Source organism: Mycobacterium sp. DL99 (assembly GCF_004762045.1).
Classification (GTDB): domain Bacteria; phylum Actinomycetota; class Actinomycetes; order Mycobacteriales; family Mycobacteriaceae; genus Mycobacterium.
Map to the genome: position 1 here is coordinate 972,402 of NZ_SJOM01000007.1, position 17,996 is coordinate 990,397.

Consider the following 17,996-nt stretch of genomic DNA (forward strand, 5'->3'; position numbering starts at 1 on the left):
ACTCCGATCGGGTTGGGGTCGGGGTGTCAGCCTTATGGCTAGGGCTTTGGGTTAACGCGCAGTCTACGTGGCGGGTCATCGCTAGCATCGGCTGATGGCCCCAGGCGAGGTCGTGGTGGTCGGCGCCGGTCCGACCGGATTGATGCTGGCGTGTGAGCTCGCGCTCGGCGGGGCGCCGGTCACGGTGCTGGAGGAACGGATCTCCACGCCGAACATCACCCGAGCTTTCGCCGTGCATGCGCGGACCCTGGAACTGCTCGACGGCCGCGGGCTGGTCGATGAGTTGCTGAGCCGCGGAGTCGAGGTGCACGAAGTGGCGCCCCCCGGTGGTGCGACGCTCGACCTGCGGGAACTGCCGACCCGGTTCGGGATGGTGCTGATCGTTCCCCAGAGCGGCACCGAGCACGTGCTGGAGGCCAGGGCCGCCGAACTGGGCGTGCAGGTGCGCCGCGGTGCCGAGGTGGTGGGACTGCGACAGGACGGCGACGGTGTCACCGTCGAGCTGGCAAACGGGGAGAGCCTCGGCGCCGAGTACGTCGTCGGCTGCGACGGGGCCCACAGCGCGGTGCGACGACTGGTCGGGATCGACTTCGTCGGCAAACAGTACGAGACCCACATCCTGCTGGCCGACGTCCGGCTCGCCTCGCCGCCCGAGGAGACCTTGTTCGCCCGGACCGGGACCGAGGGCGTGGTGTTGTTCGTCCCGTTCGGCGACGGCTGGTTCCGCGCCATCGCCTGGGACCGGCTGCGTGAGCAGGCGCCGCTGGAAGAACCGGTGACGCTCGACGAGATGCGCGACGCGTTCGACCGCATCGCCGGCGACGACTTCGGCATGAGCGATATGCGGTGGAGTTCGCGGTTCCTCAGCGAGCGGCGCCAGGCCCTGCACTACCGGTCGGGCCGGGTGTTTCTGGCCGGCGACGCCGCACATGTGCATTCCCCGCTGGGCGGGCAGGGCATGAACACCGGGCTGGGCGACGCGTTCAACCTGGGCTGGAAGCTCGCGTTGGCGGTACACGGGCGGGCGCCGTCGTGGCTGTTGGACAGTTACGAACGCGAGCGCCATCCGGTCGGCGCAGGCGTGCTGCGGCTGACCGATGCGTTCAACCAGATCGTGCTGAGTTCGGCGGCGTCGCGGCGGCTGCGGGTGCTCCTGTTGGGGACGGTATTGCGCATACCTCCCGCCCGACACTTTGTGGCCGAACGGCTCAGCGGCATAGGTATCGCCTATCCACGGTCGAAGGACGAGGACTGGTTGGTCGGACGCCGGATGGCAGATGTGGACTGCGGCGGGACACGGCTGTATGAGCTGCTGCGCGCCGGCAAGTTCGTTCTCGTCACGGCTGAACCGGTCGACGTCGCCGGCTGCGATGTGGTGCAGGCGATCGACAATCGACCCGAGTTGCCCGATGCGGTGCTGGTCCGGCCCGACGGCTATGTGGCCTGGGCCAGTGAGCGGTTGCCGCGTGCGGCGGAGGTGCGTACGGCGATCGCGCACTGGATGTCCGCTGCCGGGTAGGCACCTCACGGGTTGGGCTGGCACCGAGACTGTATTGAGGGACAGAAAGCGACCTGATTTTGTCCCTGAGTACAGCATCGGTGTTGTGTCGGTACCGCGTGCCAACATTCCGCCATGGGTGGGGTGCTGATCGGCAGTGAGGCGTTGGCCAAACAACTCGTCACGCGCAACGAGCTTCGACACCACTACCAGAGGCTGTTTCCGGACGTATATGTACGAGGGGAACCGACGCTGCGCGACCGGACAATTGGTGCGTGGCTGTGGTCGGGCCGTCGGGCAGTTATTGCCGGCGTCGCCGCGTCGGCGCTGCACGGGGCGTCGTACGTGGACGCCGATATCCCCATCGAGCTCGTCTGGAACAACACCCGGCCTCCGGCGGGTTTGGTCGTGCGCAACGAGACCCTTGCCGACGACGAGATCAAACGGGTCGTGGGCCTGCCGGTCACCACCCCGGCGCGCACCGTGTTCGACCTGGGCCGTCATTTCCCTCGCGACGAGGCCGTCGCACGGATCGATGCACTGGCCTGGACCCTGCGGGTTACCGTCGACGACGTCACCCCGCTCATCGAGCGCTATCCAAGCGTCCGGGGGATTCGAGCGTTGAAAGCCGCGCTGCCACTGGTCGACCGGGGTGCCGATTCGCCGCGGGAAACATGGCTGCGCCTGCAACTGACTGACGCCGAAATGCCGCCCGACGAAACCCAGATCATGGTGATCGAGGGACGGGGCCGCATCGTCGCGATCTTGGACATGGGCTGGGAACAGTTCAAAGTCGGCGTCAACTACGACGGCAAGTTCCATCAGTCTGATCGCAAACGCTATGTGCAGGACCAGAAGACGTTGCGCAAGCTGGAGGCCATGGGGTGGATCGTCATCCGCGTGATCGCCGAGGACAACATCGCGGACGTCGTCGCCCGAGTCGAACGAGCACTGCGAAGCCGCGGCTGGCATCGAGACTGTAATGAGGGACAAAAGTCGGCCTGATTTTGTCCCTGACTACAGCCTCGGTGAAATCGCACCTCAGAAGTACCGCAGCCAGACATATACCCAGGCCAGGGTGGTACTGAGCGCGGTGACCACGAGGCCGTACCGGGTGAACCGCCAGAAGCTGATCGGATGCCCGGCCCGCTTGGCGATGCCGATCGCGACCACGTTGGCGCTGGCGGCGATGGCGGTGCCGTTGCCGCTGAAGCAGGCGCCGAGCGCGAACGCCCACCACAGCGCCTGGCCCGTCTGCGCGTCCGGGGACTGGGCCACCATGTCCTCCACCACCGGCGTCATCGTCGCGGTGTAGGGAATGTTGTCGACGAACGCGCCGACGATCGCCGAGCCGAACAGCAGCGCCGTCGCCGCCCCGAACCAGTTGTCGCCGAACGCCGATTCGGCCACCGACCCGAGCGCTCCGATGACACCTGTGTGGACCAACCCGGCCACCATGACGAACAGCCCCATGAAGAACACCAAGGTGGGCCACTCGACCTCGGGTAGCACCTCGGCCACATCGATGTCGGTGACCAACAGCATCGCCCCAGCGCCCAACAGCGCAACGATCGACGGCGCCACATGCAACACCGAATGCAGCGCGAACCCGATGATCACCGCGTTGAGTACCAGGAGGGACCGGAACAGCAGGCGCTTGTCCTTGATCGCGCGCCGTTCCTGCAGGGCCATCACCTCCTCGATCTGCACCTGGTCGGCACGCAGGTCGGAGTGGAACAGCACCCTGGTGAACAGGACGAACAGCGCGAAGATGATGACCACGACCGGTGCCATGTGGATCAGGAAGTCGTTGAAGGTCAGGCCGGCGCGACTGCCGATGATGATGTTCGGCGGATCTCCGATCAGGGTGGCGGCGCCACCGATGTTGGAGGCCAGCACCTCAGCGATCAGATAGGGCTGGGGTGCGATCCGCAGTCGGTCGCAGATCACCAGGGTGACCGGCGCGATCAGCAGGATGATGGTCACGTTGTCGAGCACCGGCGAGGCGAAGGCGGTGATCGCCATCAACATGACCATCAGCCGGAACGGATTGCCGCGGGAACGCTTGGCGGCCCAGATCGCGAGGAAATCGAACAGCCCGGTCTGCTTGATGACACCGACGATCACCATCATCCCGAGCAACAGGAAGATGACGTTCCAGTCGATGCCCTGGTGCTCTGAGTGGAACACCTCGGCGCCGGGGATCAACCCGAGCAGGGCCATCAGGCCGGCGGCGACCAGGACGGTCTTGACCTTGTCGGCCCGCTCGGTGGCGATGAACCAGAAGGCGACGACGAAGATCGTCAGCGCCAGAACCGGAGCCAGCACGGGCCCGAGCGATCAGTCGCCGGGACCGGCGACCGCAAGGCTGGTCAGTAGCCGTTCGAGCGTGACGGCCCCGGTGAGCCGTCCGCTGCGGTCGACGACGGCGATCAGAGGGCTGCGCTTGTTGGCCATCACCGTGGCGATCTCCAACAACGTCGCGTCGGGCGTCACGGTCGCCGGCTTGGTAGCGGGACCCGGGAGACAGTCGCCGACAGTGAGTTTGCCTGGGCCGTGCCAGAACAGATCGGCGTGAATCTCGTCGACGGTGCGGACCAACGCCGGATCATCTTGGTAGGACTCGGGAATCGCCAGACGCAGCACTTGAGTGCCCGGCAGCACTGCCACCGGACGGTCGTCATCGTCGACCACGACGAGGCCCGGAAGCCGGTTCACCACCATCAGCTGGACGGCCTTCGAGACGGGGTCATCGATCCGCACCGTCGGCAGGTGGGCCGCGATTTCATGTGCCTGCATGAGTTCGTTCCAATGCGTCGCTAGTGTCATCGTCCTCGTTCTCCGATCAATTCGGGACGGCTCGGCTCCGGCGGTGGCTGCCAGTGTGGGCGGCGCGGTGGCCGGTGACCATCGGGGCTGACACCCATTCCGCGGGGGTTGTTGCCTGTATGGACAACAGCACCGGTCTCGGGTCACCCTGGTGGGGTGAAACCGGCGCGCACTCCGGCGGCCGCGTTGTTCCGGCGGCTGTTCCTGATCAACGGGTTGATCTTCACGCTGGGCACCCTGATCCTGGCGCTGTCCCCGGCTTCGGTGTCCTCACGGATAAAACTCACCGAAATACCAGTTTTGTTCGTAGGTTTGGCGATTATCCTGACGGCCAACGCGCTGCTCCTGAGATCCAGTCTTGCCCCATTGGATCGGCTCGCCGCGTCAATGCGGCGAGTCGATCCGCCCAGGCGGAGCGACCGCGTCGACGACAGTGGCAGCGGCGATCTGCAGCACCTGATCGAGTCGTTCAACGCCATGCTCGATCGGCTTGAGACCGAACGGACCACCGCGAGCGCATCGGCGTTGGCCGCGCAGGAGAACGAACGTCAGCGCATCGCACGGGAATTGCACGACGAGATCGGTCAGACACTCACCGTCGCGCTGCTGACTCTCAAACGCGCCGTCGACCGGTCCCCGGAGTCGATCCACGCCGAACTCGCCGACGCGCAGGAGATCGTGCGATCCAGTCTCGACGAGGTCCGTGACATCGCCCGACGGCTGCGCCCGGACGCGCTGGAGGACCTCGGATTGCACAGCGCGCTGAACGCCCTGTGCAACGATTTCGCCCAGGCATCCGGTATTGCGATGGTCAAACACATTGCACCGCAATCGGTCCGGCTGAAACCCGACGTCGAGCTGGTGTGTTACCGGATCGCCCAGGAGAGCCTGACAAATGTCGCGCGCCATTCCGGGGCGAGCAAGGTGTGGCTCGATCTGCACACTGGCGCAACGGAGTTGACGCTACGGATCGCCGATGACGGGCGTGGCGGCGTTGATACCGCGGGGGCCGGCATCAACGGAATGCGGGAGCGGGCCCTGCTGGTGAACGCCGCATTGAGCATCACCTCGCCGCAGGACGGTGGCACCGAAGTGCGGCTGGTGATTCCGGTGCGGGGCACTTGAATGCCCGCCCGGATCCTGCTGGCCGACGATCACGCCCTGGTCCGGAGCGGACTGCGGATGATCATCGACGCCGAATCCGATCTGAAGGTGGTGGCCGAGGCTGCCGACGGGTACGAGGCTCTGACCGCTCTGGACGCGACCCCGGTCGACCTGGCGATCCTTGACATCGCGATGCCGCGGATGACCGGGTTGCAGGCTGCCCGTGAGATCAACCGAACACATTCGCACGTGCGGATTCTGATCCTGTCGATGTACGACAACGAACAGTACTTTTTCGAGGCACTCAAGGCCGGGGCGTCCGGGTATGTGCTGAAGTCCGTGGCCGACCGCGACCTGTTGGAGGCCTGCCGGGCGACCATGCGCGGGGAGCCGTTCCTGTACGCCGGTGCGGTGACGGCGCTGATCCGCGACTATCTGCACCGGTCACGCCAGGGCGGCGAGTTGCCCGAAACCATCCTGACGCCACGGGAGGAGGAGGTGCTCAAGTTGATCGCCGAGGGCTATTCGACCCGGGAGATCGCCGCGACACTGACCATCAGCGCCAAGACAGTGGATCGGCACCGGACCAACATCCTGGCCAAACTCGGCCTCCGGGATCGGCTGGCGCTGACGCGCTATGCGATCCGCGCCGGACTCATCGAACCGTGAGCCCAGATCGGAATGGCGTGTGACACAACGCCGATGCCCCAACCCATGATCGGCCAGACCGGCCAGAAGTACCAGCCGCCACCGCCGAGTCCGACGGCCAGCCAGATGCCGAGCATCAGGAGGGAGCCGGCGAGGTAGGCGGCCAGGTGGATTCCGACGCTCATCCGGGCGGCCCGCAGTTGGGCGGCGCGGCGTCGGGGGTCATGACGCCGCAGGCGGTTGACGGGTAGGTCGGCGACGAGCGCGCGTAGTTCATGGGCGGTCTGCGCCTGGAAGGTCGACTGCAGCCGATCCTCGTACTCGGGCATGGTCAGGTAGCCCTGGGTGAGGGCCTGGCCGAGGTCGTTGGCGGTCCGTTCACGCTCCCGGTCGCCGGCTCGGGCGGTGTCAACGGTGTGTAGGGCAGTGTCGGCCATCTCAACTCCCGTGGATCTAGTCAGTGACAAGTTGAACTATCCCACCGGAACTTGTCAGCGTCAAGATGCAATGCCGGTTGTTTCCTGTTCGGCCAGGTCGCGCAGGGTGAGGAGCTGTTTCCGCATCATCACCACGTCGCCCACGGCCATCGCCCAACCCAGGGGTCGTGGACCACCGAAGCGCACCCGCACGTGCAGTCGGGTGCCCGCGGCCTCGGGGTGCGCGGCATAGGTGACCGCGACCTTCCCGGACTGCAACGTCACGTGCTCGTCTTCGGCGAATGAGCGCAGCGTGAAAATCTGCATGAAGCGTTGGCCGGATCGGAGCTGGGTCAGTTCGGCGTTCCGCGTGCGCGGACTGCGCCGGCCGAAGTTGTCGATGAGGTCGTAGCTGTACGGCGCGACGCGCAACTGGCAGAGCCAGCCGAACACGGTCGACGGCGGTGCGTCGATGCTGATCGCCCGGTCGGCGGAGAGTGCTGTGGCCGGGGTCAGGGCGTCGCACGGAAGAGTGGCGTTGCGCTCTTGGGCCGTGGCGCCCCAATTCAGGATCACGCCAGTACGTCCGGGCGCGGGCGCAGTTGTCCCGCAATGCGTTTGAGCATATGGCGGACCGCCACCGCGTGGCCGCCCGCGCCGATCACCAGGGCGCGGTAGATCTTGCCGTGGATACCCGGAAAGGCTGCCCAGGTTTGCGAGCGCACCCGCGTGCGATGTGGGCCGAGATCATCCAGCTCGAAGACCCATTCGTAGATCGAGAAGGGGTGGCGGCCCTTGAGGACCAGGCGTTGGCGCGGCGTGCACTCACCGATGGCGAATCCGAATGGGGCGCGCGGTTCGGCGGGGTCACCGCACATCGTTCGCAGGACGGCGGCCCATGTCGTAGCAGCGTCGGCGTCGACGGTTATGGCATGCTCGTCGATATAGGGTAAACGTTCCATATAGAAGGACTGTACTAGATCATGGCGCCTCCGCGGAAGCATGAAACCGACGCAATCTTGGATGCCACGCGGGCGTTGGTGCTCGCCGAAGGGCCAAGGGCTGCAAGTGTTGCGGCGATTGCCAAGGTCAGCGGGGCCCCGGCGGGCACGCTGTATCACCGGTTCGGCAATCGCAATGGGGTGTTGACCGCGGCCTGGCTGCGGGCGCTGGAGCGGTTTCAGTCCCGCGCGATGGCGGCCACCGCGGACGACGCGGTGGAGGCGGCAGTCGCGATGGGCGTCGCTGCGGTGGACTTCGCCCGGGAGGTCCCCGAAGATGCCCGCTTACTGCTGACCATCCGGCCCCGTGACCTGCTCGACGGCGCCCCCGATGCGGAGTTCACCGCCACGCTGGCGGCGATGAACATGCCACTGGGGGAGCGGTTGCGTGAGCTGGCGCGCTCCATCTACGGCAACGACGATGCGCGCACGATGGATGCGATGGCACGCGCCGTCGTCGACCTGCCCTATGCGATGGTGCGCCGCCACGCCAACGATGCCGAGTTGCCGGTGTGGATGGAGGAGGACCTGGCCGAGGCGATCCGGAAGTTGCTGGTTCGGTGAATTATTTGCGTCTCCGCCGGTGACTGCCTGTGTCAGCCACTGTGACGAATGTGTGTTTTCTTGAGGGGATTTCGGGCATTTCGTCGCGACAGGCTGCACACTCGTCACGGTGCGCCATGAGGGTCGAGGCTGAACTCGCCGTCCGCCGGCAACCTAGGAAACTGGGTATCGTCTGGATCATGGATGACAAGGCCGACGCTTCAAGGGTTGTCGCAGCAAGTCGCGAGATCGCCGCACCGGCAGAGGCGATTTTCGAGCTGATCGCCGACCCGTCCCAACAGCCTCGCTGGGATGGCAATGACAATTTGGCGGAGGCGCCTTCCGGGCAGCGGGTCCGCGCGGCCGGCGACGTATTCGTCATGACGATCAGCCAGGGCGGCGACCGCGAGAACCACGTCGTGGAGTTCGAAGAGGGCCGGCGTATCGCATGGCAGCCGTCGGAAGTCGGCAAAGAGCCGCCCGGCCATCTCTGGCGCTGGGAGCTGGAACCGTTGGGCGACAACCGAACCCTGGTCACCCACACCTACGACTGGACGCAGCTCAACGATGAGAAGCGGCTGGTGCGCGCACGTGCGACCACCGCGGACAAGCTGCAGGGATCGATCGACCGCTTGGCGGCGATCGCCGAGTAGTTATCAGTCACACTTTTCTCAATGATCACGGCGCGGCGACCGGGTGTCGTTGCGCCCGCCTATGAGCGACAGTCGAGCGACAATCGCCACCTGCATCACGGTGGCACCTTCCGTCACGAACGTGATCATTACTCGCGTCACGCGGATCCCATTCCACCTCGCCTGCCACAGATTTCGGCTTGCCCGCCTATTAGCGACAGTGTCGCTCGTAGTCGGGCGCTGGACAGGTGAGGCTGTCGTGGTTCCAGAGGAACGAGTGCCAGGTGAGGTTGCCGCATTCGTGGACAGTGTTGCGTGAGCGGCTCAAGAGGCGATTGTCGCTCGATTGTCGCGCGTAGGCGGGCGCAACGACACCCGGTCGCCGCGCCGTGATCATTGAGAAAAGTGTGACTGATACCGCCGCCGCCTCCCGGGCATTGGCGTTAGCGCGCTGAGAGCCCGAAAAGAACTGAGGCCCTGCTCGAAACATCGAGCAGGGCCTCAGTTTTGCCTTCGGGGGCGACGACTACTTCATCTGGAACACCGGCGCGCGCTTCTCCTTGAAGGCCAGCGGGCCCTCCTTGGCGTCGGCGGACAGGAACACCGGGATGCCGTTGGCGGTGTCGGGCTTGAATGCGTCGTTCTCGTGCATGCCCTCGGTCTCGCGGATGGTCTTGAGGATGGCCTGCACGGCCAGCGGGCCGTTGTTGTTGATCACCTCGGCGATCTCCAGGGCCTTCTCCAGCGCGGTGCCGTCCGGGACGACGTGACCGATCAGGCCGTACTCGAGCGCCTGGGCGGCTGTGATGTGCCGTCCGGTAAGTAGCATGTCGCACGCGATGGTGTAGGGAATCTGGCGCACGAGGCGCACGGCCGAACCGCCCATCGGGTACAGGCTCCACTTGGCCTCGGAAATGCCGAACTTGGCACTCTCGCCGGCGACGCGGATGTCGGTGCCCTGCAGGATCTCGGTGCCACCGGCGATGGCGGGGCCTTCGACCGCGGCGATCAGCGGCTTGGTGAGCCGGCGGCCCTTGAGTAGGCCGTCGATACGTGACGGGTCGTAGCTGCCGTCCTTGAAGGAATCACCCGGCGGCTTCTTGGTCGCGCCCTTGAGATCCATGCCGGCGCAGAAGTACCCGCCGGCGCCGGTGAGGATGCAGGTGCGGATCTCCGGATCGTTGTCGACGCGGTCCCAGGCCTCGACCATGATCGAGAGCATCTCGGTGGAAAGCGCGTTGCGCGCCTCGGGCCGGTTCAGCGTCAGGATCAGGGTGTGTCCGCGCTGCTCAATGAGGGCGTCGGGCCCCTTTTCGGTATCGCTCACGGGTGTCAGCCTCTCTGCATTTTCGACCCAGACTTGTATCGAAATGTAACACGTTCTAGTTTAGGTTCTGTGGCTCTGAATATTGCCGATCTTGCCGAGCACGCCATCGACGCTGTGCCTGACCGTGTCGCGCTGATTTGTGGCGACGAACAGCTGACTTATGCGCAGTTGGAGGAGAAGGCCAACCGCCTGGCCCATTACCTGATCTCCCAGGGCGTCAAGAAGGACGACAAGGTCGGCCTGTACTGCCGCAACCGCATCGAGATCGTGATCGGAATGCTGGGCATCGTGAAGGCCGGCGCGATCCTGGTCAACGTCAACTTCCGCTACGTCGAGGGCGAGCTGAAGTACCTGTTCGAGAACTCGGACATGGTCGCGTTGATCCATGAGCGCCAGTACTCCGACCGCGTCGCGAACGTGCTGCCCGAGTTGCCGTTGCTGAAGACGATCCTCGTTGTCGACGATGGGTCCGACAACGACTTCCAGCGCTACGGTGGCGTCGAGTTCTACTCGGCGATCGCCGACAGCTCGCCCGAGCGTGACTTCGGCCCGCGCAGCGCCGACGACATCTACCTGCTCTACACCGGCGGCACCACCGGTTTCCCCAAGGGCGTCATGTGGCGTCACGAGGACATCTACCGGGTTCTGTTCGGCGGCACCGACTTCGCCACCGGCGAGCCCATCGCCGACGAATACGACCTGTCCAAGCAGGCCGTCGCCAACCCGCCGATGATCCGGCTCCCGATCCCGCCGATGATCCACGGCGCGACCCAGTCGGCCACCTGGATGGCTTTGTTCACCGGCCACACTGTGGTGCTGATGCCGGAGTTCGACGCCGACGCCGCGTGGCGGATGATCCACGAGCACAAGATCAACCTGCTGTTCTTCACCGGTGACGCGATGGCCCGGCCGCTGCTCGATGCGTTGTTGGCCCACCAAGATGCGGGGAACGAGTACGACCTGTCGAGCCTGTTCCTGCTCGCTAGCACCGCGGCCCTGTTCTCGACGAGCCTCAAGGAGAAGTTCCTCGAGCTGCTGCCCAACCGGATCATCACCGATTCGATCGGCTCCTCGGAGACCGGTTTCGGCGGTACCAGCATCGTGGCCAAGGGCCAGTCGCACACCGGCGGTCCGCGCGTCACCATCGACAAGACCACCAAGGTGCTCGACGAAGACGGCAACGAGGTCGTCCCGGGCTCGGGCGTGCGCGGCATCATCGCCAAGTGCGGCCACATTCCGGTCGGCTACTTCAAGGACGAGAAGAAGACGGCCGAGACGTTCCGGACCTACAACGGTGTCCGGTACGCCATCCCCGGCGACTACGCCGAGGTCGAGGCCGACGGCAGCGTGACCATGCTGGGCCGCGGCTCGGTGTCGATCAACAGCGGTGGCGAGAAGATCTACCCCGAAGAGGTCGAGGCCGCGCTCAAGGGCCACCCGGATGTGTTCGACGCGCTCGTGGTGGGCGTGCCCGACGAGCGCTTCGGTCAGCACGTCGCCGCTGTCGTGCAGCCGCGCGACGGGGCTCGCCCGACCCTGGCCGATCTCGACGCGTTCGTGCGCAGCGAGATCGCGGGATACAAGGTGCCGCGCAGCCTGTGGCTGGTCGACGAGGTCAAGCGCTCACCCGCGGGCAAGCCCGATTACCGGTGGGCCAAGGACACCACCGAGGAGCGGGCCGCTGACGAGGTGCACGCAAACCACGTGGGAGCGAAGTGATGAAGACTGATCTGTGCGAACGGTTCGGGATCGAATACCCGATCTTCGCGTTCACGCCGTCGGAGAAGGTGGCCGCCGCGGTCAGCCGCGCCGGCGGCCTGGGTGTGCTGGGCTGTGTGCGGTTCAACGATCCCGACGAGTTGGAAAACGTGCTGTCCTGGATGGACGCCAACACCGACGGCAAGCCGTACGGCGTCGACATCGTGATGCCCAACAAGGTCCCCACCGAGGGCAGCGCCGTCGACATCGACAAGCTCATCCCGCAGGCTCACCGCGACTTCGTCGCGAAAACCCTTGCCGATCTTGGTGTTCCGCCGCTCCCCGCGGAGGGTGAGCACAACACCGGTGTGCTGGGCTGGCTGCACTCAGTGGCGCGAACCCATGTCGAGGTGGCGTTGCGCCATCCGATCAAGCTGATCGCCAACGCGCTGGGCTCGCCGCCCAATGACGTCATCGAGCAGGCGCATGCGGCAGGCGTTCCGGTGGCCGCGCTGGCCGGCAGCGCGAAGCACGCGCTCAGCCACGTCGCCAACGGGGTCGACATCGTGATCGCCCAGGGGCAGGAGGCCGGCGGGCACACCGGTGAGATCGGCTCGGTGGTGTTGTGGCCGGAGATCGTCGACGCCGTCGACGGTAAGGCCGCGGTGCTTGCCGCCGGCGGGATCGGCAGCGGCCGGCAGGTGGCCGCGGCCCTGGCGCTCGGTACTCAGGGTGTGTGGATGGGTTCGGCATTCCTCACCGCGGCCGAGTACGACCTGGGCGTGCGTCGCGAGTCGGGTGCCTCGGTGATCCAGGAGGCATTGCTGAACGCCACCTCCGCCGACACCGTGCGCCGAAAGATCTACTCCGGCAAGCCCGCCCGGATCCTGAAGAGCCGCTGGACCGACGCCTGGGACGCACCGGACGCCCCCGAGGCGCTGCCGATGCCGTTGCAGAACATTCTGGTAGGCGAGGCGCATCAGCGGATGAGCCTGTCCGATGACCCGACCGCGGTCGCGATGCCGGTCGGCCAGATCGTGGGCCGGATGAACGAGATCCGCCCGGCTGCCGACATCATCGGCGAGCTGGTGAGCGGTTTCGAGGCGGCGACCAAGCGCCTGGACGGCATCGCCGGAAGCTGAGTCTGCGCGTAGCGCGCCGAGCCTGCGTTCGGATCGCGATTTCTCACGATTTCGCGATCTGACCGCAGGCTCGATGTGTGTCTGGTGTCCGCCGGTAGGGTCGAGGCGGTGAATGATCAGGACGCGCTTGCCGCGAACCGTGCCAACTGGGACGACCGGGCCGATGTCCACGCCCGGTCCCAGATGTACGACGTGGCAGGGTTTCTGGCCGACCCCACCGATATCTCGCGGGTCGTGCTCAACGACCTCGAGGTGCTCGCGCCACACCTGCCGGACACCGGCGTGAAGGGTCGGTCCCTGCTGCACCTGCAGTGTCACATCGGCACCGACACCGTGTCGTGGGCGCGGCTGGGAGCCCGCGATGTCCATGGAGTGGATCTGTCGCCGAACTCGTTGCGGCATGCGGCCAGAATCGCCGAGGCTGACGGCCGCGAGATCACCTGGGTCGAGGGTGATGCGCGGTTCGCGTCGGCGTTGATCCAGCGACGTTTCGAGACCGTGGTGACCAGTGCCGGGACCATCGTGTGGCTGCCCGAACTCGCCAACTGGGCCCGGTCGATCCACGATCTGCTCCAGCCGGGTGGAGTGTTCCTGATCCGCGACGACCATCCGATCATCGGTGCGATGGACTTCGAACCGTGGGATATCACCGACGACTACCTCAGCGGCGGCGGAGTCCGAACGTACGACGACCCAGGGACATACACCGAAGACTCGGCCGGTCAGGTTGCCCATGTGCGCAATCATGAATGGCGCCACGACCTGTCCGAAGTCGTCACGTCCCTGCTGCAGGCCGGGCTCGTCATCGAGGCATTGGCCGAACTGCCGTACATGGACTGGCCGGCGTTTCCGGCTCTCGTGCCCTGCACACACGGCTGGGCCCTGCCGCCGGGGGTGCCACGGATCCCGCTGAACTTCGCGGTCGTCGCACGGCGTCCCCGGTAGCCGCTGCCGCCCGGCCCGTGGGTTACACCGTGGTGCCGGCCATTTTGTGGGGTCTCAGGCTCTCTCACCGGGCTCGGCCAAGAAGGTGTCGATCACCGGGGCGAGTTCGGCCGCGTTGGTGACCAGGTCGATGTGTCCGCCCGAGTGCAGGTGCAGCCGGGAGTGGCCCAGCAGGCGGTTCAGGATGTGGGCGTTGACCACCGGGATGATCGGGTCATCGGTGCCGGCCATCACGAGGGCGGGCTGGCGGATCGCCGGGAGTGCGAACAAGCTGGTCCACACCGATCCGGCGAGCAACTGATGCAGGTAGCCCACCCTGGAGCCGGCATGTAGCTGGCTGCCGAAGATCTTGGCGACATCTTGGCCGTGCTCGCGCACGGTGCCGCCGTACAGGTCGCCCGCGATCGAGGCGATGTAGTCGGGATCGGTGAACCGCTTGGGCGTCAGCATCTTTGCCAGTACCCGTGGGTGCGCCGGCACCATGATCACCCCGGTTCCGGTGGAGACCAGGACGAGCCTGCGGCACCGGCGCGGATTCTGGAAGGCGAACTGTTGGGCCAGGGCCCCGCCCCACGACAGGCCCAGGACATCGACCACGCTGTAGCCCAGCTTTGTCAGCACCCGGCCCAGAACCCAGGCCAGATAAGGGAACCCGTACGGCAGCACCGAAGTCGGGGACCCGCCCGTGCCGGGCACATCGAACCGGATCACGGTGCTGTCCGGGTTGAGGTGGGTGACAAGCGGTTCCAGGACATCGAGGCTGGCGCCGATGCCGTTACACAGCACCAGTGGCACCCCGGTACCTTGCCGGACGTCCACGCGGATGCGTTGTCCGCCGGCGGCCACGTATGTCTCTGCCATGTCAGCTCTCGTGGACGTAGGTGCCAGGGGCGGGGCACAGCGGCGGGAAGCCCGGCCCACCGAGGGCCTGTGGTGCATCGACCTGTCCTCCGCTGCGCTCGGCCAGCCAGGCCGAATAGTGCGGCCACCACGAGTCTTTGTGCGGATCGTTGTCGGCAGCCCAGTCATTGGCCTCGGTCTCGTCGACCGGTCCGGCGCGGAACGTCGCCTTCGGATTGCCCGGCGGGTTGACGAGGGCCGCGATGTGTCCGCTGGTGGACAGCACGTACGTGTTGTCCTTGCTGCCGAGCAATTGGGCACTGCGGTAGGTGGCCTGCCACGGGCAGATGTGGTCGGCGAGGCCGCCGATCACGTAGGCGTCGTTGGTGATCTTGCCGAGGTCGATCTTGCTGCCGAGCATGGTGACCGATCCCGGCTTCGTCAGCGAATTGTGCACGCCCATCAACACCATGTCCCGGTGCAGTGCGGCGGTCATCCGGGTGGTGTCGGCGTTCCAGAACAACACGTCGAATGCGGCAGGGGTGCGGCCCTGGACGTAGTTGTTCACCCAGTACCGCCACACCAGGTCGGTGGGGCGCAGCCACGCGAACATCTCGGCCATCGCGCGGCCGTCGAGGTAGCCCTGCCGCTCCGATGCGCGGATGGCGGCGTGGGCGGCGCGCTCGCTCATGGCAGCTGACGCGAAGCCGGCCTGATCCTGGTCGAGCACGGTCACGCCCAACGTCAGCCCGGCGATCTTGTCGCCCTCGCCGATCTCGTTCAGGTGCGCGGCCACCATCGAAGCGAGGATGCCGCCCGAGCAGGTCGCGAAGAGGTGGGCGCTGTCGGTATCGGCAATCATGCGAACCGCGTCCAGTGCCTCGATGATGGCGGAACCGTAGGCATCGAATCCCCAATCCTTGTGCCGGGCAGAGGGGTTGCGCCACGAGATGGTGAAGACTTGATGGCCTTGCTCGATGAAGTACTCGATCATGCTGCGGCCGGGAGCGATGTCCATGATGTAGTACTTGTTGATCACCGGCGGCACCATCAGCAGCGGGATCTTGTGCACGGTCGGGGTCTGCGGCGTGTAGTGGATCAGTTCGAACATCCGGGTCTTGAGCACCACGGCGCCGCTGGTGACCGCGACCGTCTCGCCGACCGCGAACGCGTCCGGGTCGACCATCGCGGGAACTCGCGGCTTGGCGGACATGTCGCGGGCAAACGCCTTGAGGCCACGGACCGCGGACAGACCGCCGGTGTCGACCAGGGCCTTCCAGCCCAGCGGGCTCATCACCGGGTTGTTGCTCGGGGAGATCCCCTCGACCAGGTTGTCCAGCACGAAACGCATCTGTCGCGGTCACGCCAATCCAGATCGGCTGCCTCGAAAAGCTTTTCGGCGGTCTCGGCGGCCGCCAGGTAGGACTGCATGGTGCGCTGCATCAGTGGATTGCCCTGCCAGGCCGGATCGCTGAACCGCTTGTCGGCGCGGGCCGGGGCGCGGTCGGAGTTGCCCGCGGCGATCGAGGCCAGTTCCCGGGCCAGCAGGCCGACGTGACCGACCACCGTGCGTGGCTTACCGGCCAGGCTGCGGCCCATCCGAGCCCACGATGCGTTCGGCATCATCCGGCCGGCGAAGCTGCGGGTCGAGTTGATCAGCAGCAGGTCCAGAGGTGCTGCCAGTTCGTCGAATCGGGTGTTCTCGGGCATGTCTATCGTGTGCTTTCTTCGGGAGTGGCGGGGACTGTGATGTCGCGGCGCTGGATCTTTCCGGTGGGCCCCTTGGGAAGGGCATCGACGATCCAGACGCGGCGGGGGTACTTGTAGGCGGCGACCTGTCGCTTGACGAAGTCGCGCAGTTCCTCTGGTTCGGCCTCGGCACCGGTCTTGAGGGCGACGGCCGCACCGACTTCCTCGCCGAGGGTGTCGTGCGGGATGCCGATGACGGCGGCCTCGGCGACCGCCGGGTGCTCGTAGAGAACCTCTTCGATCTCGCGCGGATAGATGTTGAGCCCGCCGCGGATGATCAACTGCTTCTTGCGATCGACGATGTAGAACAGGCCGTCGGAATCGGTCTTGCCGATGTCCCCGGTGGAGAACCAGCCGTCGGCCGAGATCGCCTGGGCGGTCGCCTCGGGCAGGTTCCAGTAGCCCTTCATGACGTTGTGGCCGCGGACCTGGACTTCGCCGGCCTCACCCACAGGAAGCTCGTGCCCTTCGTCGTCGACGACGCGCATCTCGACACCCTCGATCGGGGTACCGATCGAACCCGCCCTGCGGATCCTGTCGGGATGGTTGAAGCACGCGACCGGAGAGGTCTCGGACAGTCCGTAGCCCTCCAGAACCTGGCAGCCGAACCGCTTCTCGAAATCGGCCAGCACCTGCACCGGCAGAGCGGCGCCGCCGGAGGCGCAGACCCGTAGCGTCGCGGTGGACGACTCGGGGTACTTCGGTGCCACCGCGAGTAGCGCCGAGTACATCGTCGGCACACCCTCGAAGACGGTGACGCCGAAGCGCTCGATCATCTGCATCACAGCGTCCGGGTCGAACCGCGGGATCAGGGCCAGAGTCGCGCCGGCCAGGACCGAGCACTGCAGACCGCACGTCAGGCCGAACACATGGAACAGGGGCAGGGCGCCCATGATGACGTCGTCCTGGCCGATCTGGACCAGCGTGCGCATCGTGACTTCGGCATTGCGGTGCAGCCCGCCGTGGGTCAGTTCGGCGCCCTTGGGCTTTCCGGTGGTGCCCGAAGTGTGGAGCACGACCGCGGTGTCGTCGACCTCTCGGGAAACCGGTGCGGCCTGCTCGGGCAGGCCCTCGATCAGTTCGGCCAGCGAAGCGTCGTCGACCAGCCAGGCGGTGGCCGCTGCCGCGGCGGCACCGGTGGTCGCCTCCCCGGCGAAGGCCGGTGTCGCGAACAATGCCTTGGCGCCGGTGTTGGACAGGTAGAACTCGATCTCGCGGGCTTTGAGCAGCGGGTTCATCGGCACGGCGACGGCGCCGCGGCTCATGATGCCGTAGAAGACCACCGCGAATGCCGGGGTGTTCGGCAGCATGATGCCGACCCGGTCGCCGGGTTCGATGCCGGCCCGGTCGAGGAAGGTGGCCACCCGGGCAGCGGCACTGGCGAACTGGGCATAGCTCACGGTGGTCTCACCGCACCGCAGTGCGGGGCGTTGTGGCACCCGCTGCGCGGCGGCCACGAGATTCAGGCTGAGGTTGGACAAGGCTGGCTCCGTTGATCTGGCGGTTTTTCCGATAGATCAAGCGTGGAGCCGGCGAGGTGCGAACTCCATGGGGCCGGCCACAACGTTGAGGTCGTTGTGGTGTGAGTGCCCACATCACCGGGCCCGGTGGACATATCGTGGCG

Annotated in this window: 17 protein-coding genes and 1 pseudogene; 9 read left to right on the forward strand and 9 right to left on the reverse strand. The window is 66.1% G+C overall.

All coding sequences use genetic code 11. The features are described 5' to 3' along the window. Positions 1 to 94 precede the first annotated feature (94 nt). Both EYZ64_RS04780 and EYZ64_RS04785 read left to right on the forward strand, forming a co-directional pair. Positions 95 to 1,519, forward strand: coding sequence for an FAD-dependent monooxygenase (locus EYZ64_RS04780; protein ID WP_135452269.1), 1,425 nt, complete (start codon positions 95 to 97; stop codon positions 1,517 to 1,519). Between the two features lie 114 nt (positions 1,520 to 1,633). After that, entirely contained in the window at positions 1,634 to 2,503 is an 870-nt protein-coding gene (locus tag EYZ64_RS04785) for a type IV toxin-antitoxin system AbiEi family antitoxin (protein WP_135452272.1), read from the forward strand. A gap of 36 nt (positions 2,504 to 2,539) precedes the next feature. Here the strand turns inward: EYZ64_RS04785 and EYZ64_RS04790 are convergent, their stop codons facing one another. Next, positions 2,540 to 3,826 carry an ArsB/NhaD family transporter gene (locus EYZ64_RS04790; protein WP_135452274.1) on the reverse strand — a complete coding sequence of 429 codons (1,287 nt, stop codon included), beginning with the start codon at positions 3,824 to 3,826 and terminating at the stop codon, positions 2,540 to 2,542. Positions 3,827 to 3,838: 12 nt separating this feature from the next. Further along, complete coding sequence (locus EYZ64_RS04795) at positions 3,839 to 4,327, reverse strand: CBS domain-containing protein (protein WP_235849386.1); 489 nt, start codon at positions 4,325 to 4,327, stop codon at positions 3,839 to 3,841. A 156-nt stretch (positions 4,328 to 4,483) separates the two neighbouring features. Between EYZ64_RS04795 and EYZ64_RS04800 the strand changes: the two genes are divergently transcribed. Both EYZ64_RS04800 and EYZ64_RS04805 read left to right on the forward strand, forming a co-directional pair. Beyond that, the gene (locus tag EYZ64_RS04800) at positions 4,484 to 5,452 is read left to right on the forward strand and encodes a histidine kinase (RefSeq protein ID WP_135452276.1); all 969 of its coding nucleotides are present in this window, start codon (positions 4,484 to 4,486) and stop codon (positions 5,450 to 5,452) included. Beyond that, positions 5,453 to 6,100, forward strand: coding sequence for a response regulator (locus EYZ64_RS04805; protein ID WP_135452278.1), 648 nt, complete (start codon positions 5,453 to 5,455; stop codon positions 6,098 to 6,100). On the opposite strand, the gene EYZ64_RS04810 is transcribed toward EYZ64_RS04805, so the two are convergent. Genes EYZ64_RS04810 through EYZ64_RS04820 form a run of 3 tightly spaced genes read right to left on the reverse strand, consistent with a single transcriptional unit; the run spans position 6,067 to position 7,457 of the window. Further along, positions 6,067 to 6,516 carry a DUF1707 domain-containing protein gene (locus EYZ64_RS04810; protein WP_135452280.1) on the reverse strand — a complete coding sequence of 150 codons (450 nt, stop codon included), beginning with the start codon at positions 6,514 to 6,516 and terminating at the stop codon, positions 6,067 to 6,069. The genes EYZ64_RS04805 and EYZ64_RS04810 overlap by 34 nt on opposite strands. A 60-nt stretch (positions 6,517 to 6,576) precedes the next feature. Next, positions 6,577 to 7,071: a hypothetical protein gene (locus tag EYZ64_RS04815; RefSeq protein WP_135452282.1), complete on the reverse strand. Its 495-nt coding sequence runs from the start codon at positions 7,069 to 7,071 to the stop codon at positions 6,577 to 6,579. Beyond that, positions 7,068 to 7,457, reverse strand: coding sequence for a hypothetical protein (locus tag EYZ64_RS04820; RefSeq protein WP_135452284.1), 390 nt, complete (start codon positions 7,455 to 7,457; stop codon positions 7,068 to 7,070). Before EYZ64_RS04820 ends, EYZ64_RS04815 begins: the two co-directional genes overlap by 4 nt. A gap of 21 nt (positions 7,458 to 7,478) precedes the next feature. On the opposite strand from EYZ64_RS04820, the gene EYZ64_RS04825 reads away from it, so the two are divergent. Both EYZ64_RS04825 and EYZ64_RS04830 read left to right on the forward strand, forming a co-directional pair. Beyond that, positions 7,479 to 8,060: a TetR/AcrR family transcriptional regulator gene (locus tag EYZ64_RS04825; RefSeq protein ID WP_135452286.1), complete on the forward strand. Its 582-nt coding sequence runs from the start codon at positions 7,479 to 7,481 to the stop codon at positions 8,058 to 8,060. A 179-nt stretch (positions 8,061 to 8,239) separates the two neighbouring features. Continuing rightward, positions 8,240 to 8,692 (forward strand): SRPBCC family protein, encoded by a 453-nt coding sequence (locus tag EYZ64_RS04830; protein WP_135452288.1) that lies wholly within the window; start codon positions 8,240 to 8,242, stop codon positions 8,690 to 8,692. Positions 8,693 to 9,197: 505 nt separating this feature from the next. Here the strand turns inward: EYZ64_RS04830 and EYZ64_RS04835 are convergent. Next, positions 9,198 to 9,998 carry a crotonase/enoyl-CoA hydratase family protein gene (locus tag EYZ64_RS04835; protein ID WP_135452291.1) on the reverse strand — a complete coding sequence of 267 codons (801 nt, stop codon included), beginning with the start codon at positions 9,996 to 9,998 and terminating at the stop codon, positions 9,198 to 9,200. Positions 9,999 to 10,031: 33 nt separating this feature from the next. Here EYZ64_RS04835 and EYZ64_RS04840 point away from each other — a divergent pair, with 33 nt between their 5' ends. The 3 genes from EYZ64_RS04840 (at position 10,032) to EYZ64_RS04850 (ending at position 13,783) form a co-directional block, all read left to right on the forward strand. After that, positions 10,032 to 11,717: an acyl-CoA synthetase gene (locus tag EYZ64_RS04840; protein ID WP_210115463.1), complete on the forward strand. Its 1,686-nt coding sequence runs from the start codon at positions 10,032 to 10,034 to the stop codon at positions 11,715 to 11,717. After that, positions 11,717 to 12,838 carry an NAD(P)H-dependent flavin oxidoreductase gene (locus tag EYZ64_RS04845; RefSeq protein ID WP_135452295.1) on the forward strand — a complete coding sequence of 374 codons (1,122 nt, stop codon included), beginning with the start codon at positions 11,717 to 11,719 and terminating at the stop codon, positions 12,836 to 12,838. Before EYZ64_RS04840 ends, EYZ64_RS04845 begins: the two co-directional genes overlap by 1 nt. A gap of 108 nt (positions 12,839 to 12,946) precedes the next feature. Then, entirely contained in the window at positions 12,947 to 13,783 is an 837-nt protein-coding gene (locus EYZ64_RS04850) for a class I SAM-dependent methyltransferase (RefSeq protein WP_135452297.1), read from the forward strand. Positions 13,784 to 13,837: 54 nt separating this feature from the next. Here the strand turns inward: EYZ64_RS04850 and phaZ are convergent, their stop codons facing one another. The 3 genes and pseudogenes from phaZ to EYZ64_RS04865 form a co-directional block, all read right to left on the reverse strand. Next, complete coding sequence (phaZ, locus tag EYZ64_RS04855) at positions 13,838 to 14,644, reverse strand: poly(3-hydroxyalkanoate) depolymerase (protein WP_135452299.1); 807 nt, start codon at positions 14,642 to 14,644, stop codon at positions 13,838 to 13,840. Position 14,645: 1 nt separating this feature from the next. After that, positions 14,646 to 16,333, reverse strand: a pseudogene (locus EYZ64_RS04860) (PHA/PHB synthase family protein). A gap of 2 nt (positions 16,334 to 16,335) precedes the next feature. Then, positions 16,336 to 17,853, reverse strand: a complete 1,518-nt coding sequence (locus tag EYZ64_RS04865; protein WP_135452301.1) for a long-chain-fatty-acid--CoA ligase — start codon at positions 17,851 to 17,853, stop codon at positions 16,336 to 16,338. Positions 17,854 to 17,996: the final 143 nt, after the last annotated feature.